This window comes from Paraburkholderia heleia NBRC 101817 (assembly GCF_000739775.1).
GTDB classification, from domain to species: Bacteria; Pseudomonadota; Gammaproteobacteria; order Burkholderiales; family Burkholderiaceae; genus Paraburkholderia; species Paraburkholderia heleia.
The window spans coordinates 48,873-69,165 of sequence record NZ_BBJH01000027.1 but is presented as its reverse complement, the minus strand read 5'-3'; the positions used below and the strand labels follow the sequence as shown (position 1 = coordinate 69,165).

Below are 20,293 nucleotides of genomic sequence, written 5' to 3'. Positions count from 1 at the left end.
GTGTGGGTTCGAGCGGGACAACACATGCGTCATGTGGACGCCAGGATCGACCTGGCCGGAAATTCACCGATCGGCCATGCGTATGGCTTCGTGCACGGCGTGCGCGACGCGCAACACGCCTTCGTCCTCGCCACGCGCACCGATGATCGAGAGGCCGACGGGCGCGCCTTCGAAGCGCATCCACGGCATGCTGACTTGTGGCAGGCCCGCGAGGCCCGCGACACAAAGCATCTGCTGCGCGCGCGCTCGCGCGTGATCGACCGTTTGCGCCGAAGCGTCCGCGCGCGGCGCGACGCCCGGCACCGTCGGCACGAGCCAGAACGTTGCGTGCGCAAGCGCATCGGCCATCGTTCGGATCGCTTCGACGCGCACGCGCTGTGCTTCGGCGATCTGTTCGCAGGTCACCGTGAGGCTCGTCGCGAAGCGCGCGCCCACGTCGGGGCCGAAGCTCCCGGCATGCTCGCGCGCCCACGCTCCGTAACGTTGTGCGATCTCCGCCGCCTGCAGCACGCGAAACGCCTGCGCCCAATCGGCAAGCGATTCGCCGGGCGCGACCTGCTTTACCGCGCCCCCAGGCGCGCGCAGCGCCGACTCGAAGCGCGCCGCCACTTGCGCATCGAGGCACGCGAGCATATTGCGCGGCACGTGCAGTGCGAATGATTCGCCGCCAGGCGCAACGACGCTGCGCGCCAGCACCTCGAACAGGTCCGTTAGCGTGCGTGCATCGCGCGCGAACCAGCCGATCGTGTCGAAGCTGTGCGCGAGCGTGAGACAGCCGTCCGCCGCGATGCGGCCGTGCGTGGGCCGCATGCCCCACACGCCGCAATAGCTCGCGGGCAGGCGCACCGAGCCGCCGCAATCGGTGCCGAGCGCGATGTCCGCGTGACCCGCCGCCACGGCCACGACCGAACCCGACGACGATCCACCCGGAATGCGCGTGGGATCGGCGGGATTGACGGGCGTGCCGTAGTGGGCGTTTACGCCTGCCAGGCTGTAGGTGAGTTCGTCGGTCACCGTCTTGCCGATCCACTGCGCGCCTTCTTCGAGCAACGCGCACACGGCGAGCGCGGTGCGCGCCGCGACCGGCTGGGCTTCGCGCCACGCGGGATTGCCGCTGCCCGTGCGCAGCCCCGCGATATCGAACACGTCTTTCACTGCGAGGCGCTTCCCCGCGAGCTTGTCGCCCGTGCGCGCGGGCAATGCGCCGGCGGGCAGGGCGTCGAAGCCATCGGCAACGAATGCGCCGTGCAGGCCTGGCTGGAGAAGATCGTTGCGGGTCATGACGGATCCATCCAGCTGACATGCGCGGCGACGACACGCCACTGGCCGTCGATGCACGCCCACGTCTGCGACTGTCGGCCGATACGCGATTCGCCGGCGCGCGCAAACGTGATGTTCGCCACGGCGAATTGCGTGCCGAAGGTCGTCACCGACCGATCGATGATCGTGCGCGTCAAGCCCTTGCCCGGCCGCTGCGCGCGAAAGGCGCGGATCGCTTCGTAGCCCTGCAGGTTTTCCGTCGCGCCGTAGCGCAGCGTATGCGGACTGTTCCAGAACAGCGTGTCGAGAACGGGAATGTCGTTGGTCGTGAGCGCCCGCTCGTAGGCGTCGAATGCGGCTTCGACGGCGGCGCGCGTTGCGGGATCGTTGACTGGCTCCGTGCTCATGCGGTTTCACCGTGGAGGCTGTTCAAGGCGCGCGCGAAGAGTTCGGGGGGCGCGGTGTAGATGCCTCGGCCCAGCAAGCCCGAGCGTCCGTCCGCGGCGATCATCGCAATCGCCGCGCGCGCCGCGATGTCTTCGCGAACGACGCGCGCGGCGTCGAGCACGCCGGGCAACCGGCTGAACACGGGGTGAGGCGCCGTGTGGATGCGCGATTGGCGATCGTGCGCGGCCGCTGGAAACCAGGTTTCGAAGGCCAGGGCAGGCTCGGGGGCATGGCCGAGCGCCTGCGCACCGAACCCGGCCGCGTCGATCACGCCGCTGTCGCCCGTGAGCGGCGCTGCCGCTGCCGCCTGGTCGGGATCGATGCGCGGGCCTTCCGGCGCGCGCGCATCGGCGGTGATCCAGCGCGAGGGCGCGCCCGCGAGCCGGATGCCCACGCGCTCGCCGTTGCCCGCGAGCGCCACCACCAGCGTCGATGCCGGCTCGCCCGCCTGCGCCGCCGCCGATAGCATCAGCGCGCAAGCGGCCATCCAGGGCGTCAGGAAGAAGAGGGGCGTTTGCGCGAGCATCGCATCGACCTCGGCGTGATTCAAACGCGATGCCAGCAACGCGCGCAGCGCGGCGGTCGCACCGGTTGTGCGCGCATGCAGGTCGTCGCCGCTGTCGAGACCGGCTTGCGCGAGTGGGAACAGGTCGAGCGGACCGTGCGCGAGGCCTTGATCCAGCACCGGCGCGAGCACGTCGTCGCGCCACGTCATGCGTTCGAGGATTCGCGGGTCGCGGCTGCCGAAGCGAATCTGCGGGCCCGCGCCGCTGCCGAGCAACGACCACGAGCGTGCCGCGCAGACCCGCGCATCGGCCACTTCGACGAGGCTCGTGCGCGGCGAGATCACGGCGGCGAGCGGCGTGACCACGCCATACGACTGGGCGCTTTCAAGGCGCACCTCGCCTTGCGCGATGAGACGTTCGGCGTGCGCTTCGTCTTTCGCCCAGCCTTCGTAGAGGCAGCACAGGACTGCAGATGAACGCACCACTGCGGAAGGCCTGTGTGCGTCTTCGAAAGGCGGCCCGGCGTGCAGCAGCGTGAATTCCGGCAAACGCACCGCGTCGCGCGCGGCAACGACGCCGCGCCATTGCGGGCGCACCGCATGCACGTGGCGCAGCGCGCGCACGTTGGCGTCGCCGGCGCGCATCGTCAGCGGCTCGCGAAACTGAAGAGTCCGCGCAAGCGCGACCAAAGCAGCTTCCAGAACAACTGGCCGACATCGAGCGGCGCGTTTGCCGGCCGGGCGCGCGTGGCAGCGGCGCGCGGTGCGGCGGGGGCATCCTGCGCGGCTTGTGTGGGTTGTGCGGGAACTTCGGTTGTGCGCGCAACCGGCTGCGCTGCAACGCCTTCGAGCTCGACGGGCACCGCCTCGGCAGGCGCATCCACGCCGATCTGCGCTGCGCCTGCCTCGTCGAGTTTCGCCTTGAGGTTCGCCGCGAACGCTTCGGTCATACGCGTGGCCAGTTCCTTCACGATGCCGCCGCGCGAGAACTGCGCGAGACTGCCGCTGATCGCGTAGTCCACCTTCACATCGACGCGCGTTTCACCCGCGCTCGCCTGAGCGAGCGCGAACGACGCCACGCCCTTCACGCGCGAGGAACTCTTGCGGTCCAGGCCCGTGCCGGTAATGCTGCCGCGATGCCCGGCGTCGTCGAGCGTCATCTCGCCGTCGCCCGCGAACGAGGCGACGATCGGCCCGAGCTTGACGGTCATCGCCAGCTTGAGCAGGCCGTTCTCGACCGGCGCGGTGAGCGATGCGCCAGGCAGGCACTCGACGATGCCGGGCGTATCGTGAAAGCGCGCCCAGACGGCGTCGCACGGGTAGGGCACGGTGAAGCCTTGTTCGATTTCCATGGCGAAAGATTCCGTATTCGATGCTTCAAGCCGTAGCGGCGACCGCCGCAAGCGGGGCCGCCGCGCTCGCGCGGCGCGCGTCGAGCACGCGGCGAATGGCGCGCACGATACCCACATAGCCGGTGCAGCGGCACAGGTTGCCGGAGAGTTCGAGGCGCACGCGGGCGTCGTCGGCGTCGGGCAGGCGGGTGACGATGTCGCGCGCGCTCATCAGCATGCCCGGCGTGCAGTAGCCGCATTGCAGCGCGTGTTCGGCGCTAAAGGCGGCGCGCAGCTCGTTCATGGTGGCGTCGTCGTCGAAGCCTTCGATGGTGCGCACCGCGCTGCCTGCGCAACTGATCGCGGGGGTGATGCAGGAGCGAGTCGGCACGCCGTCCACGTCGATCGTGCATGCGCCGCAAACGCCTTGTTCGCAGCCGATGTTGGTGCCGCACAGCATGCGCTGCTCGCGCAGGAAGTCAGCGAGGCTCGTGCGCGGCTCGACGCTGTCCGCGACCGCCGCCTGATTGACGACGAGTTCGATCGTCTTGATGTAGGCGTCGCTCATGACGCGCTCCCTTTCTGATTGCGGATGCCCGCCGCCGCTCGTACGAGCGCAGCGCGATGGACCTCATGTTCGTAGCTGCCCGCTTCGACGCCCGCCGCTTCCAGATGAGCATCGAAGCACGCTGCGGACGGATCGGCGGCGAGCAATTCGCGCGCGTCGGCGATCGCATAAGGCGGCGTGTCGAGCGCGCCGATCACGGCGCGGCACACGCCGCGCACCGCGTCGTCGATGAACACGGCGATGGCTTGCGCGAACTCACCCGGCTTGCGGTTGACCTTGTAGTAGCTCCAGCGTGCCGTTGATGAAAAGCGCGTGAAGCGCACGGCGGTCAAGATCTCGTCGGCTTCGAGCGCGGTCGTGAATGCGCCCGACATCCACTCGCCGTTGCCGATCGTGCGTGCGCCGCCCGGACCGCTCACCAGGCATTGCGCGTCGAGCGCGCACATCGAGTTGATCCAGTCGGCTGCCGGGTCGGCGTGCACGAGACTGCCGCCGAGCGTGCCGCGATTGCGCACTGCGCGATAGGCGATGCCGCGCGCGACATGCTCCATGAACCCGCGCGTGCCGGTGTCGATCTTGCCGTCCTCGATTTGCGCATGCGTAATGCACGCGCCGAGTGTGACGACCTCGTTTTCGATGCGGCACGCACGCAGCGCCTCGATGCCGCGCAGATCGACGAGCTTTTCCGGCTGCGCGAGGCGCAGGTTCATCATCGGGCCGAGTGACTGGCTTCCGGCCACGAATTTCCCATTGCCGTCGGCCGGGCCGATAAGCGCAATCGCCTCGTCGCAGGCGAGCGGCTTCGCGTAGTCGTAGGGCGCGGCTTTCATGCGGGGCGTTCCTTGAGTGAGTTGGCCTGCTGCTCGCGCTGCCTGGCGAGCGCTTCGACGATCAGGCGCGGCGTGACCGGCAATTGATCGATGCGCACGCCCAGCCCGCGCAGCGCATCGTTGACGGCGTTGGCCAGCGCCGCAGGCGGCCCGATTGCACCGCTTTCGCCAATGCCTTTTTGCCCGAACTCGGTATAGGGCGCCGGCGTTTCCATGTGCTCGATGCGGATGGAGGGCACCTCGGTCGCGCCAGGCAAGAGATAGTCGGCGAGCGTCGAGGCGAGCGGCTGGCCGTCTTCGCTATAGGGCATCGCTTCGTAAAGCGCGGTGCCGATGCCTTGGGCCGCGCCCCCATAGACCTGGCCGTCGACGACCATGGGATTGATGAGCACGCCGCCGTCTTCGACAATGACGTAGTCCAGAATTTCGGTTTGGCCGAGCACCGGATCGACGGCGACGATCACCGCATGACATGCGTAGCTGAACGTACCCGAATCGCGCTTCGCCTGATACGACGTCGAGACTTCGAGGCCGCGCGGATCGACGTCGGGCGGCAGCAATTGCGGCGCGAGATACCAGGTGCGCGCGAGCTGCGCCAGCGTGCGCGAATCCTGCTTGCCGACGACCGCGCCGCTTTCCCAGCGTACATCGTCCAACGGTTCCTGGAGCAGGTGAGCGCCGATCTTCAGGAGGCGCTCCCTGAGCTCCTTCGAGGCGCGGCCCACCGCGCCGCCTGCCATCACGATCGAGCGCGAGCCCCATGTGCCGGTCGAGTACGGCGTGACGCCCGTATCGCCGAGCACGACGCGTACGCGGTCCGTGTCGATGCCAAGCACTTCGTGGGCAATCTGCGCGAGGGTGGTCTCCATGCTTTGGCCGTGTGAATGCACGCCCGCGCGCACTTCGAGCACGCCGTCGGGTGTGAGGCGGATCACTGCGGGCTCATAGCCCGGCACCATCGGGATGCCCCAGCCGTGGTACACCGACGTGCCATGCGCGCCCTGTTCGCAGAAGACCGACATGCCGAAGCCGATGCGCCGGCCGTCCGGCTCGCCGCGCTGCTGACGCGCGCGCACTGCGGGCAGATCGATCGCGGCCATCGCGCGGCGCACCGCCTCGGGATAATCGCCGCTGTCGAAGTGCTTCTTGGTGATGTTGTCGTAGGGCATCTCGTGCGGCTGGACGAGATTGCGCAGCCGCACCTCGTAAGGCTCGATGCCGGCCTCGAGCGCAATCGCATCCATGACGGTTTCGATCGCATAGCACACGCCCGTTCTCGCCACGCCGCGATACGGGAGGATCGGCGGCTTGTTGGTCGCGACCGACCAGGTCCGGCAGCGGAAACGGTCCATCTTGTACGGCCCCGGCAGAATGCTGCCGACCTGCGCCGCCTCCAGGCACGCGGAGAACGGATACGACGAGTACGCCCCCGAATCCACATGGGCTTCGCACTCCACCGCAAGCAGGCGGCCGTCGCGATCCGCGTAGCCGGTGATGTCGTAGTCGTGCTCGCGGCAGTTCGCGTTGGCGGTGAGCTGTTCGCGGCGGTCTTCGATCCAGCGCACCGGCTTTTCCAGATGCATCGCGAGCCAGCCGCAACATACTTCCTCGGGCAGCAGAATGCCCTTGTAGCCGAAGCCGCCGCCGACATCGGGCGCGATCACGCGCACTTGTCCCTCGTCGAGACCGAGACATTCCGCGAGACCGGTGCGCGTGATGTGCGGCATTTGCGCGGATGTATGGACGATGAGCTGTGACAGGCGGCGGTCCCAATGGGCGACGACGCCGCGCCCCTCCATCGGCGCCATGCTTTGGCGCGCCGTGCGCAGCCTGCGATGCACGCGAATGGGCGCATCGCGCCGAATGGCGTCGAGATCGACGTCGGGGTTCGCATCGACGAAGGTTTCGAGAAACACGTTGTCGCCCCAATGCTCGTGCACGAGGGCGGAGTCTTCGCGGCGCGCAGCGAGCATGTCGACGACAGCGGGCAGTTCCTCGAAGTCGAGGAACACTTGCGCGGCGATATCTTCGGCTTGCGCGCGCGTGGCGGCCACGCACATTGCGACGGGCTCGCCGACCTGGCGCACCTTGCCGCTCGCGAGCACGGGCTGCTCGGAGCGCTTGAAGCCGGGCAGGCCCGAACTGGCGACGATGGGCTTCACGCCCTCCAGATCGGCCAGCGTATACACCGCATGCGCGAAAGGCTCCGGCTTCTCGATGCCGACGATATGACCATGCGCGACCGGGCTGCGCACGAACGCCACGTCGAGCATGCCGACCATGCGGATGTTGGGAACGTACCCGCCGCGCCCGTGCATGAAGCGCTCGTCTTCCTTGCGCCTGAGCGATGCGCCGATACCTTGCGGACCCTTGTCGCCGCCGTGGGTGTGAGGCCGTTTGATCATCGTTTTCGCCTCGCGTGGTCAGGCCGCGCGTGCGAGCGGCAGTGTGGGCGAGACGGCGTCGTGCCGCTCGCCGTCTCTCAGGCAGAACAGCGGCGACAGCATGCGGTCGGTGATGATCTGGGTGCCCTCGTTGTCTTCCAGCACCCAGCGGCCGCGGCGGTCTTCCAGCACGCTGATGTCCGCGCCGCGTCCCACTTCCAGCGAGCCGATCCGGTCTTCCATACCGACCATCTTCGCCGCATTGCAGGTCGCCATCGCGACGACGTGTTGCAGAGGCACTCCGAGCGCGAGCATGCTGGTCATCGCGCTGACGAGACTGAACTGCGTGCGGCCGAGGAACGCGTGTTCCTCGTCGGGATGGCTCTCCGGCGTGCCGGCAGGGGCGGGGACATGGGTGTTGTAGCCGTGCATATCGGCGCCGAGCGTGTCGGGCATCACGCCGGCATCGAGCACGATGCGCGCCGTCCTGAAACTGAAATGCGAGCCGTGGCCTACGTCGATCTTCAGCCCTCGCGCGATCGCTTCGTGTACGAGCGGATGCAGCTGTCCGTTCTCCTCAACGAAACCGCCCGGATGGCGGCTGAACGGATGCGCGAGGATGTCGCCCGGCTTGAGCGTCTGAACCACCTGATCGAAGATCGAGTCGGGTGCGACCGGCAGGCCGCCGCTGTGGGGTTTCGGCCACAACTGCCCGAAGTGAATGTACAGGGGCAACTGCGCGCCACGGCCGATCTGCGCGGCGATCTTCATCACGTCGAGCCCCCAGCGCGCGAAGCCGCCGATTTCGGCATGCGCCTTGATGCCTTTCACGAGATCGGCATTTGCCTGGATGGACTTGATGGTCGCTTCGGCATCGAGACAATCGGGGCGATACAGGTCGGGGTAGTAGTGCCCTTCGAGGCCGCCGACAAGATACGCGGAGATGAAGGCGAGCACGCGCGTGGCCGACCGCTCCGCTATGTAGTGCCGAAAGCCCGGAATCGTGATGCAGCTCGGTCCGCCCTGATCGATGATCGTCGTCACGCCCGACTGCACGCCGCACTGATCCGCGTTCAGGCCAAAGCGGCCGGTCACGTACTGATAGATGTGGCCGTGCGTGTCGATGAGCCCGGGCAGCACCAGCTTGCCGCTGCAATCGATCCGTTGCGCCTGAGGCACCTCGTTCGCGAGGTCGGGGCCGATGGCGGCGATCAAGCCGTCTTCCACCAGAACGTCGAGCGGGGCGTCGATTTTCCGGGCGGGGTCGATGACGCGGCCCCCTTTGAGCAGAACTTGGGACATGGACGGTTCGATAGCCGAGTGGGAAGATGCGTGGTGTACCGCAAATAGTGTGCCGGTTTTTCCGCGCGGCTTTCCGCCGTCGTATTTTCTTCTTCGGATCAGTGACTTATGGTCGCAGACATGGGCCGATGTGCGCCATGCTGCGGAGCTTCGATCGCCCGGTTCGCACCGATTCGGCGAGTGCCGGCGCGCGCGTGCACCAAGCGCAGGCGCGATGCCTTTTTATGGTGATTCGTTGGTGTACCGCGTATTTGCGGGGTGCGGTGGTTACGGCCTAGAATGCACATCAGGGCGTTCGAAATTCAACCATTTTCTTTTGAGCCGACTTCATGCGAACCACCGTCATCGATTCCATTGACATTCAAAGCGTCCGCGCAGAGCTAGCCGAGCGGCAGGCACGTTCTCCGCTGTTTTCGCGGCCGGGTTTTCTGATACGCCGCATGCATCAGATTCATACATTCCTGTTCGCGCAGGAAACGAGCGAGTTCAATATCACGCCGGTGCAGTACAGCCTGCTTACCGCGCTCGAATCGCTCGGGGAGATGGATCAGAATTCGCTCGCCATCGAAGTCGGGCTGGAGCGTTCGAGCGTCGCTGAAGTCATTCCGCGTTTGAACGCGCGGGGGCTCGTGAGCCGCACACAGGTCGAACACGACAAACGACTGCGGCTCGTCAGGCTGACACCTGCGGGCAAGCGTCTGGTCAGGAAGATGGCGAGCGCCGTGCAGCGCGCGCACGATCGCACGATCGAGCACCTGTCACCCGCCGAGCGCGATGTGTTCATGTTGCAGTTGATCCGGCTGGTGGAGGCCAACAATCCGGACAGTGCCGTGCCTTTCCGGTTGCCCGACAGCCAGTTGCTCGCGCAGGATGAGAGCGAGGCGGGCGCGAGCTGAATGAATCTCGCAGGCGCACCCGATACCGCTGCGCGCTCGCTGTGCCCGGATTCTCCTGGCCGGAATCGGGATCAGGTAGCACCCGCCGCCTCGGCGGAACGATCTCCGCCAAGCACCGCATCGGCCTCACGAATAAACTGGCGTTGCCCTGCACGCGCAGCGAAGCCGGGATCGAACTGATGCGCCGCATCAAGCGGGCGCTCGGTCCGGATGGGCTGCTCCCTCCCGCAAAGGTCCTGCGAGGGGCGCTGCGCTGCGGCACAGCGACTAATCCAGCACGACGCCCGTTTGCCTGAGGGCATCGCGCAAGCCGAGCCCTGGGTACTTGCTCTCGACCACACGCATGTCGCTGCGCGTTTCCTCGACGAGCCAGTCGCGCACATGGGCGACGATGGGCCTGAGCGGCCGGTTGGGCGGCGTGAGCAGGCAGCAGCGCCGGCTCGTCACGAGCAGCTCCTGTTCGGCCGGCACGAGCGCGCCTTGCGCGAGCCAGTGCGACGTCACAGTGAGCCAGCCGAGCGCGATCCCCTGGCCGAGCAGCGCGGCCTGCACCACGATCGCGTAGTCGTTGAAGCTCAACATGCTCTGCGCATGCCGCCGCTTCGAGGCGAAGGCCTGAAAGCGCTCGTGCCAGCCGCGCTCCTCGTCGTCCATGATGATGACCGTGTCGCCATGCTCGCGGCCCGCATCGCTCAGCGCGTGCTCGTGATACCGCGCGTCGCATACCGGCAGCAGCGTTTCCGGCATCAGCAGCACGGCGTTTTCGTCGATCTCTTCGTCATGCACGAAGCGCATGCCGAGATCGACGTCGACGAGCGGGCCGCCAATGCGCCCCGGTATCAATTGAAACCGCAGGTCAACCGAAGGAAACGCCTGATGCAGGCGGCTCATGCGCGGCATCAGCCAGTGCGTGGTGAAGCCGGTCGAAACCGACAGCGTGACGGTTTCCACACCGGTCGCACGCACTTCGATTTCGCGTATCGCGCTCTCGATGCCGCTGAAGCCTTCGGAAATCCTGGAGTAGAGAATCTTGCCGTTTTCGGTCAGCTCGATGCCGCCGCGCACACGTTCGAATAACTTCACACCAATGTGGTCTTCCATGCGCGCCAGCATGCGGCTCACGGCAGGCTGACTCACATAAAGCTCCTGCGCCGCGCGCGTGAAGTTTCCGCATCGTGCGGCCGCTTCGAACACGAACAGCGCGTTGGCGCTCGGCAATTTCCTGCGAAGGTTTGGCATGACCTGATGTTATGCCTCATCCAACAATTTTGGAATTGCCGCCAAAAAGAACGCGCCTTATATTTTTTTCAACTGATGCTTTGACCGTGAGAGCCCCACCATGGATGCGCGTGCCAAAACCGGAGTGTCAATCAGGGGTGCTACCAGGCGCTATGGCGCTGTGACAGCACTCGACGACGTCTCGCTCGATATCGCACCGGGTGAATTCGTCTCGCTGCTGGGCCCGTCGGGATCGGGCAAAACGACGTTGCTCGGCATTCTGGGCGGCTTCGTCCAGCCGAGTTCGGGCAGCGTATGGGTCGGCGAGCGAGACATTACATTTGCGCCGCCGCACAAGCGCAATATCGGCATCGTGTTTCAGAACTACGCGCTGTTTCCGCACATGACGGTGGGGGAAAACGTGGCGTTTTCGCTGCGCGCGCGGCGCGAGCCGAAGGCGACATGGGCGAGGCGTGTTGGCGAAGCGCTCGCCATGGTCGAGCTCAAGGGCTATGAAGGCCGCAGCGTGCATCAGCTTTCGGGCGGGCAGAAGCAGCGCGTCGCACTGGCGCGCGCCATTGTGTTCCAGCCGCAACTCATTCTGATGGACGAGCCGCTCTCCGCGCTCGACAAGCAGCTGCGCGAGACCATGCAGATCGAGCTGCGCAGGCTGCATCGGCAACTGGGCGCGACCATCGTCAACGTGACGCACGACCAGCGCGAAGCGCTCACCATGAGCGATCGTGTCGCCGTGCTGAAGGATGGCAAGCTCGTCCAGATCGACACGCCAGAGCGCCTTTACGATCGCCCGTGCGATGCCTTCGTGGCCAGCTTCATCGGCGAGGCGACGCTGCTCGACGTGAGCCGCGCCGGCGAGAATGCCGTGCGGCTGGGCAACACGCTCCTGCGCACCGCGCACCCGTTGCCGCGCGGCGACAAACTCCTGCTCGCCGTGCAAACCGAGAAGCTCGTCATCGACGGCGAGAACCGTCATGCCGATGCCAACCGTCTGTCGTGCCGGGTAACGGAAGTGCTGTATCAGGGCGAGAGCCTGCGCGTGTTCGCATCGCTTGCCGACGGCACCGCAATCAGCCTCAGGCAGCCGGGCGGCCACGACGCGCGCCAGCGCATTCCCGCGCCGGGCGCGCCCATGACGGTTGCGCTCGATCCGCAGGACACCATCGTGGTACCCGCATAAGTTCATTCCCCGCCTGTGCACGGGCGATTTCGACGCAAACGCAGATACGCAACCCGTAGAGGATGAAGCAATGAAGCTCACCGATTTCAAGGTCCTGACGTTCGATGTCGTCGGCACGCTGATCAACTTCGAGGCGGGCGTGCTCGGCTCCGTGCGCCGCCTTGGCGGCTCGAAGGCGCTAGACCTGACCGACGACCAGATCTTCGGACCGTACATGGAGGGCCGCGCGAAGTTCCATGGCCGTTCCAGCCATGAAATGGCGAACGTCTACCTGCATCTCGCGAAGAGGCTCGGCCTGCCCGACAATGCCGAATGCGCCGCGGCATTCCAGCGGGACGTGCTCGATTGGCCCGCGTTCGAGGATTCCGTCGCCGCATTGAAGCGCCTGCGCAAGCACTTTCGCCTCGTCGCGATGACCAACGCGGACCGCGTCGCGCTCTCGGCCTACGCGCATACGCTCGGCGACCCGTTCGACGACACCGTGTGCTGCGATGAAACCGGCGTCGCCAAGCCCGACCCGCAATTCTTTGCCTATAACCGCGGACGCCAGGCGGCCTTCGGCTACAAGTTCAGCGAGATTCTGCACACGGCGCAAAGCCAGTATCACGACATCGGCATCGCGACGAAGCTCGGCTACGCGACGTGCTGGATCGAGCGCCGTCAGGGTATGAAGGGCTACGGCGCCACGCCCACACCGGAAAGCTTCACGACGCCGACCTGGACGTTCGCGACGCTCGCCGGCCTCGCGGATGCCGTGGACGACGAGCTGCGCGCCGCGGCCTGACGATGCGCGCGCCGACGAACGCACCGCGCCCGCACGCCGAATCGCTGTGGCGGGCGATGGCCGGGCGCGTGCCGACCATGGACGCGCCGGTCAGCACCGGTGCGCCGCTTGCCCGCGATCTCGGTGTCGAAGTGGCGATCATCGGCGCGGGCTACTCGGGGCTGAGCGCCGCCCATGCACTGCAACAGCGCGGCGTGGACTGCGCGGTGCTCGACGCGAATCCGGTTGGCTGGGGCGCGAGCGGGCGCAACGGCGGCGTGGTGTCGTCGAAGTTCCGCCTCTCGTTCCCGTCGATCGCGAGTTCGCATGGGCTGGACGTCGCCATACGGATGCACCGGCTGGCGCATGACGGTGTGCGGGCGGTGCAGTCGCTGATCGACGAGTTCAAGCTCGAGCGCGCGCGCTTCGAACACACGGGCAGCCTGCGTTGCGCGCATACGGCCCGCGCGCTGGCATCGATCTGCGCGGAAGCGGACTGGGTGCGCAACACGCTCAGGGACACCTCGATGAGCGTGCTCACGCGCGCGCAGGTCGAGCACGAAACGGGATCGAAGGGTTTCGTCGGCGGCGTGCTGAGCGCCGATGCGGGCACCATCCTGCCGCTCGAATACGTGCGCGGCATCGCGGCGGGCGTGACGGCGCGCGGCGTGCCGGTCTACGAGTCGACCCCGGTCATCGACATGAAGCGTGCAGACGATGGCCGCGTGCTGCTGCGTGCGCCAGGCGGGACGGTGCGCGCGCAGCAGGTGATCGTTGCGACCAACGCGTATTCGAACCTGACCGAAGCGACGTCGCAGTACCATCGCGAACTCGTGCCGTTCAGAAGCGCAATGATCGCGACCGCGCCGCTGCCGCCCGAACTCGATGCGCGCCTGATGGTCAACCGGCGCAGCTACACCGAAACGCGGCGCATGATGAAGTGGTTCCGCAAGGTCGATGGCCGCATGCTGTTCGGCGGCCGCGACGCGTTCGGCAAGGAAGGGGAGCGGACTGGTTTCGACGCGCTGCAACGCGCGATGGCCGCGCTCTTTCCCGACCTCGCGCGCGTGCCGGTGCAATACCGCTGGTCGGGCTATGTCGGCATGACGTTCAACGCGTTGCCGCATGTTGGGCGCAGCGACGACAGGACGACCTTCTGTCTCGGCTACAACGGCGCGGGTGTAGCGATGGCGAGCCTCATCGGCCAGCACGCTGCGGCGCTCGCGCTGGGCGACACGCCCGAGCTGGCCATGCTCGCGCAGGAGGGGCTGCGGCCCGTGCCGTTTCACGCGCTGCGCGCGCCGGGCGTCAGGCTCGTCGCTGCGTGGTATCAGTTTCTCGACGCCGTAGGTGCATGAATGACAACAGCCAAACGGATGTTTCAAGACCCGACCATGCTTCACGCCGCCGCCATCGATCCTGCGGTGCGCCACCAGCGGCGCGAAGATCGCACGATGCTGCTGCTGATGGTGCCGGCCCTGCTGACGATCGTGGTGCTGCTGGTGGTGCCGCTCGCATGGCTCTCGTGGCAGTCCATCTATCACGACGGCGCCTTCACGCTGGTCAATTACCGGCGCGTTTTCACGGGCGCTTATCTCGACACGTTCCTGCTCACGTTCAAGCTCAGCTTCATCGTGACCGCCGTGACGCTGCTGCTCGGGTATCCGGTGGCGTATTTCGCGGCGTCCCTCCCGCCGCGCTGGAGCGCGCTCGTGCTCGGCATGGTCATCCTGCCATTCTGGACCAGCGTGCTCGTCCGCACGTATGCCTGGCTCGTGCTGTTGCAGCGCACCGGTCTCATCAACAAGGCGCTGCTCGGCCTGGGCCTGATCGAGCGGCCGTTGCAGCTTTCGTACAACCAGTTCGGCACGGTCATTGCAATGGTGCATATCCTGTTGCCCTTCATGGTGCTGCCGCTCTATTCAGCCATGCAGAAGATCCCCGCGAACCTCTCGCAAGCGGGCGCGAGCCTCGGCGGCTCGCCCCTGCATGTGTTCCTGCGCGTGTTCCTGCCGCTCTCGATGAGCGGCGTGCTGGCGGGCGCAACGCTCGTGTTCGTGCTGTGCCTCGGCTTCTACATCACGCCCGAGCTCATGGGCGGCGGCAAGTCGATGATGGTGTCGATGATCGTTAGCCGCAACGTCGAGATCTACAACAGCTGGGGCGCGGCGAGCGCGGTGAGCGTGGCGTTGCTGATCTGCGTGTTTGCGGTCTTCTATGCGGTGAGCCGTGTGATTCCACTCGAAAAGACGTTGGGAGCCAGGTGATGCAGATGAATCGCCAACTTTCGTTCGGACGCTTGACGCTGGGTGCCTCGGTGATGCTGATCCTTGCGTTTCTGATGGTGCCGGTGATCATCGTCGTGCCGCTGTCGTTCTCCGATGCGCGCTTTCTGACCTTCCCGCCGCCCGGCTATTCGTTGCGCTGGTATCACGCGTTTTTCGACAACCCCGAGTGGATCGCGGCCGCGAGGACAACCTTCATTGCGTCGACGTCTGCCGCGCTGCTCGCCACGCCGCTCGGCGTCATGGCGGCTTATGGCATCCAGAACGGCTCGCACTGGTCGATGCGCTACCTGCGCACGCTGCTGATGCTGCCGCTGATGGTGCCGATCATCATCGTCGCGGTGGGCGTGTTCTTCGTCTACACGCAGGCGGGCTATGTGAACACGCTCAGCGGCCTGATCGTCGCCGACACCATGCTCGGCCTGCCTTACGTGCTGATTTCCGTTGGCGCCGATCTGCGCACCTTCGACCGCACGCAGGAAATGGTCGCCCGCAGCCTCGGCATGAACCGCCTGCGGGCCTTCATGACAGTGACGCTGCCGCAGATCAAGGCGAGCGTGATCTCGGCCATGGTCTTCGTGTTCATCCAGGCACTCGACGAAACCGTCGTCGCGCTGTTCGTCTCGGGCGGCAGCAATCAGACGCTCACGCGGCGCATGTTCGTCACCCTGCGCGACGAGATCGACCCGACCATCGCCGCGATCAGCACGATGCTCACGGCCATTACGCTGTGCCTCGTGCTGATCGTCGTCGTCAGCCGGCGCTCATCCGCGGCGGCGCGCGCCTGATTCTTCTGGCGCGGGCCTTTATGCACCATCCGCAGCAGTGCTATATCGACGGCGAGTGGGTCGAGCCTTCGGGCACCGGGCGGCTGGCCGTGATCGATCCTGGCACGGGGCAAGCAATGTCACGGCTCGCCACGGCTTCATGCGTGGCGACGCAGCAGGTCCGCGACCCGTTCCGCCATCATGATCGTCGGCACATTCGTGTTCGCGCACGGAATGGACGGCATCAGCGAGGCATCGCACACATGCAGGCCCTCCACGCCATGAATCGCGCCCACTGAGTTCGTCACCGCGAGTGGATCGCTGGCCGAACCCATGCGGCAGGTTCCCGACGGATGCCACGTCCCGCCCACCGAGCATTTGACGAAATCCGTCATCGCGCGATCGTCGTCGAGCAGCGCGTCGAGCGTCACGCCTTGCGTCACGACGCCTTTGATCAACGCGCGCCGCAAAGGCCCGGCAACGTCGAGCAGGCCGCTCAGCAAGCCGCGCTGCACCGCGTTCCACATGCCGGGCACGGCCACCGCCGCCACACGCGGCGAATAGCTCGACGGGAAGATCACATCGCGACGCCCCGCCATCGCGGGCGAGGCCAGCGTCGCCGCGCCAAAGCGCAGCGCGAGCTTGAGCCGTTCGAGGTCGCGCGCATCGGAGAGCATGGCGAAATCGACTTTCGGTTCGTCGAACACGCTGGACGAAGCCAGCGTCACGCGGCCTCGCGAATACGACTTGTTGACCCAGAAGAAGAGGGTCCCGAGGCGGTAGCCCACCGAGTGCCAGCCCGAGCGCGACAGAATCGCGCCGTGCATGTCGCCGGGCACCGTGCCTTCGAGCGCCGACGAGAAGCGCACGATTGCCTGCTCATGATGCTCGTCGGGAAACGGCGTGCGTGCGCCGCGCGGCAGAAACGCCGATACCGCAATCGACGGATGCTCCATCAGGTTGCGCCCCACGCCCGCGCGATCCGCAATGACGTCGATGCCGTGTGCCGCGAGCTCATCGGCCGGGCCAATGCCGCTGCGCATCAGCAATGCGGGGCTATGAATCGCGCCGGAGGAGACGATCACGCGCCGCGCCTTCACGTCCTCATGCGTACCGTCCGCACGCACGATGCGCGCGCCGACTGCTACGCGGCCATCGAACAGGATGCGCTCGACGACTTCGCCCGTGCGTATCGAAAGATTGGGGCGCTCGCGTGCGGCGTCGTCGAGATAGCACACGGAAGTCGGAATGCGCTCGCCGTGCGCGCTCACCGCGATCGACCCGATGAACGTGCCGTCTTCCCACGGGCCGTTCTGGTCGCCATGGAGCGCGTAGCCGTTCTTGTCGAGCGCGTCGAGCACGGCGCGCACGAATGGCGAGATCCGCGGCCACGTCGTGCGCTGTATGCGCAAAGGCCCGTCGCTGCCATGATGCGGGCCGTCGAAATCGCAATCGGTTTCGAGCTTGCAGAAGTAGGGCAGACACGACGCCCAGTTCCAGCCCAACGCACCGAGCGCCTCCCATTCGTCGTAATCGGCGGGCGCGCCGCGATTGGCCATCAGCGCGTTGATGGCGGAGCCGCCGCCCAGCAAACGCGCCTGCTCATAACGGCGCATGGCGGCGCTCGCGCTCATGCGCGCCTTCAACTGCTGCCAGAGGTTGCGCGTTTCCAGATACGCGCGTCCCGGATAGCGGCTGCGGATCGCGTCGGGCATGGTATGCGCGGAGACATCGCGGCCCGCCTCGACGAGGCAAACCTTCACACCGCTGTCTTCCGAAAGACGCGCGGCCAGCACGCAGCCCGCCGAGCCGCCGCCCAGAATCAGATAGTCGATCACGTGTGGAATGCGTGAGCCGCGCACCTTGCACGATGTGCGGCACGTGGGGAACGATGTGAAGAGCGCCGTGCGTTACTGCATGAACTTGAGCCAGCGCGCCTTCGCCTGAATGCCCGGCTCCGACGCCCACCAGTCCTCCGACATCAGCGCCTGCTTCGCCGCGTTGGCCGGCGAGCTAGGCAGTTCGGCCGCACGCTTTTCGCTGATCTTGCCGGTCTTGAACGCAGCCGGGTTGCCCGGACCGTAATCGATATACAGCGGCAGATTGGCCTGCAGATCCGGCGACAGCGCCGCATTGATGAAGCGCATGGCGTCGTTCAGGTTCGGCGCGTTCTTGAGCACGCACAATTGCGTGTTTTGCAGAATGCCGTCGTTAAACGTGAAGCCGATATCCGGATCGTCCTTCATCACGGCGCTCGCGCGGCCATTCCAGATCATGGCCATGTCGACTTCGCCGTCATGCAGCAATTGCGCGGACTGGCCGCCCGACGTCCACCACACGGTAATGTCCGGCTTGATCTGCTCGAGCTTCTTGAAGGCGCGATCGACGTCGAGCGGATACAGCTTGTCGCGCGGCACGCCGTCGGCGAGGAGGGCGGCTTCGAGCACGGTCACGGGATCATTGCGCAGCGCGCGCGTGCCGGGGAAGTTCTTCACGTCCCAGAAGTCCTTCCAGCTTTGCGGCACTCTCTTCAGCGTTTTCTTGTTGTAGCCAATCACCGTCGAATAGAACTCGTACGCGACGGAATAGGGCGTGCGGTACTTTTCGGGCACGCTCGCGGCGTTGGGCAGCTTCGAGAAGTCGAGCTTTTCCAGTAGCCCCGCGCGGCCGCCGCGCAGACAGTTGGCGGTAGGGGTGTCGACCACGTCCCAGACCGGCTTGCCGGTTTCGCCCTGCGCCTTGATCTGCGGCCACGCGTCGGGAATGCTGTCCTGGTTGATGGTGATGCCGAGCTGCTTCGCGGCGGGGTCGAGAATCGCTTTGGTCTGGGCTTCCTGATAGGCGCCGCCCTGCGATACGAATGTGATCTTGCCCGCTGCAAAGGCGGGCGAGGCGCCTGCGATGGTGAACAGCAATGTCATGGCCAGCGGGCGCAGCGGGAAGCTCGAACAACGGAACCTTGCAATCTTCATCACGGCGTTTCCTCGACATGGGTGAAGCGGTGGACGTCTTGCAGGCGGCGCGCTTTCCCGCTGATGCACAAATGGGGCAGGCGCGTGTTTGAAGTGAATATATTGAGTCAATTGCGCGGCAGCAATGCCGGAATTGTTGGAGTGTCCATGACCTGATGTTATGTCGGCGCGAGCGTTGTGGACCTCCGGGATTCCCTCAATCCAGCCCGCCCAGGCAGAGGTATTTGATCGACTGATAGTCGTCGAGACCGTATTTCGAGCCTTCGCGGCCATAGCCCGATTCCTTCATGCCGCCGAACGGGGCAGCTTCACTCGAAATCGCACCTTCGTCGCTGCCGACGATGCCTGCCGCCAGCGCCCGCGACACGCGGTCGATAACGGCGCACATCCTGGCTGTGGAAGTACGACGCGATGCCGAATGGCGTGTCGTTGGCCGCCTGGATGGCGTGCGCTTCATCGTCGAGCATATGGAGTCTGGGAAGAGGGTGAGGCACGCTGACCGAACCCGGCGTGTACCTTACTCGCCTTCGGGCAGATCGAGCGCCTTGCGCTCGCGTCGTTCCTCGTTGCCGCGCCGCGCACGCTGGCGCTGGCGCGAAAGCACGGTGATGATCTGCCCCGTGGTGGCGTCGGCGGGGATTTCGTTGCGGATCACGTTCGCGACCATCGGCAGTCCCTTGCGCTGGCGGCGCAGCGCCTGCGCGATCGCCCGGCGGCACGCCGGCCCGTGGCAATCCCATTCGTCGCGCAGTTTTCCGCAGTAACGGCAGGTGTTCATACGTCCCAGTCTACCCAAAATCGATCGACGGTATCGGGGCGCAATCAGTGCGTGCCGCGCCTGTGCCCGCTCGTGTGCCGCCCGGCGCGAGCCGGCGGTATGATCTGCAGCGGACGCAGTGGGGATCGCAGTGGGATATTTTCGTGGCGGGAGCGGCAGATGGCAGCGATCGGCGTAGTCCTGTTCGACATGGAAGGCGTGCTGTCCCACTACGATCGCGGCACGCGCGTGGCGAGCCTCGCGGCGGCCACCGGCGCGCCGCCCGCAACGGTGCGTCACGCGATCTGGGGCTCGGGTCTCGAAGCGCGCGCCGACGCCGGTGAGATCGGCCCCGACGCGTATCTGCGCGCACTCGGCGAGCTGCTCGGGTGCGAGGTGGGGCGCGACGTGTGGCTCGCTGCGCGGCGCGCATCGATCACGCCGAACGAGGCGGCGCTCGCACTGGCGCAACGTGTGGCCGCGCGATGCCGCATCGCGGTGCTGACCAACAACTGCTCGCTCGTCACGCATCACCTCGACTATCTGAATCCGCCGGTTGCGCGGCTTTTCGGTTCGCAGGTGTATTCGTCGGCGACGTTCGGCGCGGTCAAGCCGGCCGCGCAGACCTACCTCGGCTGCGTAGCACAACTCGGTGCGCAGCCCGAGGAAACGCTTTTCATCGACGACAGCGAAGCGAACGTCACGGGCGCGCTCGACGCGGGGCTGCAGGCGTGCCACTTCGTCGAAGCCGGGTCGCTCGCGAGCGAACTGGCGCGGCTCGGGCTCATCGACGCTTGACTCAGTTGCCGT

20 protein-coding genes and 1 pseudogene are annotated in these 20,293 nt (G+C 66.2%); 8 read left to right on the top strand and 13 right to left on the bottom strand.

The annotated features are described in order from the left end of the window. Nucleotides 1–63: 63 nt before the first annotated feature. From BHE01S_RS22500 to BHE01S_RS22465, 8 genes are read right to left on the bottom strand one after another with little or no spacing between them, the layout of a single operon-like run. On the bottom strand, nt 64–1,281 hold the full coding sequence (locus tag BHE01S_RS22500) for an amidase (protein WP_042267841.1): 1,218 nt from the start codon (nt 1,279–1,281) through the stop codon (nt 64–66). After that, nucleotides 1,278–1,667, bottom strand: a complete 390-nt coding sequence (gene hpxZ, locus BHE01S_RS22495; RefSeq protein ID WP_042267840.1) for an oxalurate catabolism protein HpxZ — start codon at nt 1,665–1,667, stop codon at nt 1,278–1,280. Before hpxZ ends, BHE01S_RS22500 begins: the two co-directional genes overlap by 4 nt. After that, entirely contained in the window at nt 1,664–2,857 is a 1,194-nt protein-coding gene (locus BHE01S_RS22490) for a YlbE family protein (protein ID WP_042267838.1), read from the bottom strand. Before BHE01S_RS22490 ends, hpxZ begins: the two co-directional genes overlap by 4 nt. Before the next feature lie 2 nt (nt 2,858–2,859). Continuing rightward, nucleotides 2,860–3,564, bottom strand: coding sequence for an SRPBCC family protein (locus BHE01S_RS22485; RefSeq protein ID WP_042267836.1), 705 nt, complete (start codon nt 3,562–3,564; stop codon nt 2,860–2,862). 25 nt (nt 3,565–3,589) lie between these two features. Then, the gene (locus BHE01S_RS22480) at nt 3,590–4,111 is read right to left on the bottom strand and encodes a (2Fe-2S)-binding protein (RefSeq protein WP_042267834.1); all 522 of its coding nucleotides are present in this window, start codon (nt 4,109–4,111) and stop codon (nt 3,590–3,592) included. Beyond that, nucleotides 4,108–4,941, bottom strand: a complete 834-nt coding sequence (locus BHE01S_RS22475) for an FAD binding domain-containing protein (protein ID WP_042267832.1) — start codon at nt 4,939–4,941, stop codon at nt 4,108–4,110. Before BHE01S_RS22475 ends, BHE01S_RS22480 begins: the two co-directional genes overlap by 4 nt. Beyond that, nucleotides 4,938–7,346, bottom strand: coding sequence for a xanthine dehydrogenase family protein molybdopterin-binding subunit (locus BHE01S_RS22470; RefSeq protein ID WP_042267829.1), 2,409 nt, complete (start codon nt 7,344–7,346; stop codon nt 4,938–4,940). The genes BHE01S_RS22475 and BHE01S_RS22470 overlap by 4 nt, the downstream gene beginning before the upstream one ends. Nucleotides 7,347–7,364: 18 nt before the next feature. Then, nucleotides 7,365–8,627 (bottom strand): amidohydrolase/deacetylase family metallohydrolase, encoded by a 1,263-nt coding sequence (locus BHE01S_RS22465; protein WP_042267828.1) that lies wholly within the window; start codon nt 8,625–8,627, stop codon nt 7,365–7,367. A 440-nt stretch (nt 8,628–9,067) separates the two neighbouring features. On the opposite strand from BHE01S_RS22465, the gene BHE01S_RS22460 reads away from it, so the two are divergent. Both BHE01S_RS22460 and BHE01S_RS39900 read left to right on the top strand, forming a co-directional pair. Then, a complete protein-coding gene (locus BHE01S_RS22460; protein ID WP_245639831.1) occupies nt 9,068–9,523 on the top strand; it encodes a MarR family winged helix-turn-helix transcriptional regulator in 456 nt (151 codons plus the stop codon). Nucleotides 9,524–9,564: 41 nt separating this feature from the next. Further along, entirely contained in the window at nt 9,565–9,819 is a 255-nt protein-coding gene (locus BHE01S_RS39900; protein ID WP_218000424.1) for an FAD-linked oxidase C-terminal domain-containing protein, read from the top strand. Here BHE01S_RS39900 and BHE01S_RS22455 read toward each other — a convergent pair. Beyond that, nucleotides 9,791–10,762 (bottom strand): LysR family transcriptional regulator, encoded by a 972-nt coding sequence (locus tag BHE01S_RS22455; protein ID WP_042267824.1) that lies wholly within the window; start codon nt 10,760–10,762, stop codon nt 9,791–9,793. The two genes, BHE01S_RS39900 and BHE01S_RS22455, sit on opposite strands and share 29 nt — an antisense overlap. 100 nt (nt 10,763–10,862) lie before the next feature. Between BHE01S_RS22455 and BHE01S_RS22450 the strand changes: the two genes are divergently transcribed. The 5 genes from BHE01S_RS22450 to BHE01S_RS22430 all read left to right on the top strand — a co-directional run bounded on the left by BHE01S_RS22450 (nt 10,863) and on the right by BHE01S_RS22430 (nt 15,775). Continuing rightward, on the top strand, nt 10,863–11,939 hold the full coding sequence (locus BHE01S_RS22450) for an ABC transporter ATP-binding protein (RefSeq protein WP_042267822.1): 1,077 nt from the start codon (nt 10,863–10,865) through the stop codon (nt 11,937–11,939). Nucleotides 11,940–12,009: 70 nt separating this feature from the next. Continuing rightward, nucleotides 12,010–12,723, top strand: coding sequence for an HAD-IA family hydrolase (locus BHE01S_RS22445; RefSeq protein WP_042267821.1), 714 nt, complete (start codon nt 12,010–12,012; stop codon nt 12,721–12,723). Between the two features lie 2 nt (nt 12,724–12,725). Further along, a complete protein-coding gene (locus BHE01S_RS22440) occupies nt 12,726–14,060 on the top strand; it encodes an NAD(P)/FAD-dependent oxidoreductase (RefSeq protein ID WP_042267819.1) in 1,335 nt (444 codons plus the stop codon). After that, a complete protein-coding gene (locus tag BHE01S_RS22435) occupies nt 14,061–14,969 on the top strand; it encodes an ABC transporter permease (RefSeq protein ID WP_042267817.1) in 909 nt (302 codons plus the stop codon). Between the two features lie 5 nt (nt 14,970–14,974). Next, nucleotides 14,975–15,775 carry an ABC transporter permease gene (locus BHE01S_RS22430; RefSeq protein ID WP_042267986.1) on the top strand — a complete coding sequence of 267 codons (801 nt, stop codon included), beginning with the start codon at nt 14,975–14,977 and terminating at the stop codon, nt 15,773–15,775. A gap of 137 nt (nt 15,776–15,912) precedes the next feature. Here the strand turns inward: BHE01S_RS22430 and BHE01S_RS22425 are convergent, their stop codons facing one another. The 4 genes and pseudogenes from BHE01S_RS22425 to BHE01S_RS22410 all read right to left on the bottom strand — a co-directional run bounded on the left by BHE01S_RS22425 (nt 15,913) and on the right by BHE01S_RS22410 (nt 19,504). Next, on the bottom strand, nt 15,913–17,592 hold the full coding sequence (locus BHE01S_RS22425) for a GMC family oxidoreductase (protein WP_042267814.1): 1,680 nt from the start codon (nt 17,590–17,592) through the stop codon (nt 15,913–15,915). A 72-nt stretch (nt 17,593–17,664) separates the two neighbouring features. After that, a complete protein-coding gene (locus BHE01S_RS22420) occupies nt 17,665–18,726 on the bottom strand; it encodes an ABC transporter substrate-binding protein (RefSeq protein WP_042267813.1) in 1,062 nt (353 codons plus the stop codon). A 196-nt stretch (nt 18,727–18,922) separates the two neighbouring features. Continuing rightward, nucleotides 18,923–19,190, bottom strand: a pseudogene (locus BHE01S_RS22415) (aldehyde dehydrogenase family protein); the annotation flags it as partial. A gap of 53 nt (nt 19,191–19,243) precedes the next feature. Then, nucleotides 19,244–19,504 (bottom strand): hypothetical protein, encoded by a 261-nt coding sequence (locus tag BHE01S_RS22410; protein ID WP_042267809.1) that lies wholly within the window; start codon nt 19,502–19,504, stop codon nt 19,244–19,246. A 159-nt stretch (nt 19,505–19,663) separates the two neighbouring features. Between BHE01S_RS22410 and BHE01S_RS22405 the strand changes: the two genes are divergently transcribed. Beyond that, complete coding sequence (locus BHE01S_RS22405) at nt 19,664–20,281, top strand: HAD family hydrolase (protein WP_042267807.1); 618 nt, start codon at nt 19,664–19,666, stop codon at nt 20,279–20,281. The last annotated feature ends 12 nt before the right edge of the window (nt 20,282–20,293 follow it).

What these genes read in the sequence shown, in the direction of transcription:
- BHE01S_RS22500 (WP_042267841.1), bottom strand. Translation starts at nt 1,281, where the DNA reads ATGACCCGCAACGATCTTCTCCAGCCAGGCCTGCACGGCGCATTCGTT.
- hpxZ (WP_042267840.1), bottom strand. Translation starts at nt 1,667, where the DNA reads ATGAGCACGGAGCCAGTCAACGATCCCGCAACGCGCGCCGCCGTCGAA.
- BHE01S_RS22490 (WP_042267838.1), bottom strand. Translation starts at nt 2,857, where the DNA reads ATGCGCGCCGGCGACGCCAACGTGCGCGCGCTGCGCCACGTGCATGCG.
- BHE01S_RS22485 (WP_042267836.1), bottom strand. Translation starts at nt 3,564, where the DNA reads ATGGAAATCGAACAAGGCTTCACCGTGCCCTACCCGTGCGACGCCGTC.
- BHE01S_RS22480 (WP_042267834.1), bottom strand. Translation starts at nt 4,111, where the DNA reads ATGAGCGACGCCTACATCAAGACGATCGAACTCGTCGTCAATCAGGCG.
- BHE01S_RS22475 (WP_042267832.1), bottom strand. Translation starts at nt 4,941, where the DNA reads ATGAAAGCCGCGCCCTACGACTACGCGAAGCCGCTCGCCTGCGACGAG.
- BHE01S_RS22470 (WP_042267829.1), bottom strand. Translation starts at nt 7,346, where the DNA reads ATGATCAAACGGCCTCACACCCACGGCGGCGACAAGGGTCCGCAAGGT.
- BHE01S_RS22465 (WP_042267828.1), bottom strand. Translation starts at nt 8,627, where the DNA reads ATGTCCCAAGTTCTGCTCAAAGGGGGCCGCGTCATCGACCCCGCCCGG.
- BHE01S_RS22460 (WP_245639831.1), top strand. Translation starts at nt 9,068, where the DNA reads ATGCATCAGATTCATACATTCCTGTTCGCGCAGGAAACGAGCGAGTTC.
- BHE01S_RS22455 (WP_042267824.1), bottom strand. Translation starts at nt 10,762, where the DNA reads ATGCCAAACCTTCGCAGGAAATTGCCGAGCGCCAACGCGCTGTTCGTG.
- BHE01S_RS22450 (WP_042267822.1), top strand. Translation starts at nt 10,863, where the DNA reads ATGGATGCGCGTGCCAAAACCGGAGTGTCAATCAGGGGTGCTACCAGG.
- BHE01S_RS22445 (WP_042267821.1), top strand. Translation starts at nt 12,010, where the DNA reads ATGAAGCTCACCGATTTCAAGGTCCTGACGTTCGATGTCGTCGGCACG.
- BHE01S_RS22440 (WP_042267819.1), top strand. Translation starts at nt 12,726, where the DNA reads ATGCGCGCGCCGACGAACGCACCGCGCCCGCACGCCGAATCGCTGTGG.
- BHE01S_RS22435 (WP_042267817.1), top strand. Translation starts at nt 14,061, where the DNA reads ATGACAACAGCCAAACGGATGTTTCAAGACCCGACCATGCTTCACGCC.
- BHE01S_RS22430 (WP_042267986.1), top strand. Translation starts at nt 14,975, where the DNA reads ATGAATCGCCAACTTTCGTTCGGACGCTTGACGCTGGGTGCCTCGGTG.
- BHE01S_RS22420 (WP_042267813.1), bottom strand. Translation starts at nt 18,726, where the DNA reads ATGAAGATTGCAAGGTTCCGTTGTTCGAGCTTCCCGCTGCGCCCGCTG.
- BHE01S_RS22410 (WP_042267809.1), bottom strand. Translation starts at nt 19,504, where the DNA reads ATGAACACCTGCCGTTACTGCGGAAAACTGCGCGACGAATGGGATTGC.
- BHE01S_RS22405 (WP_042267807.1), top strand. Translation starts at nt 19,664, where the DNA reads ATGGCAGCGATCGGCGTAGTCCTGTTCGACATGGAAGGCGTGCTGTCC.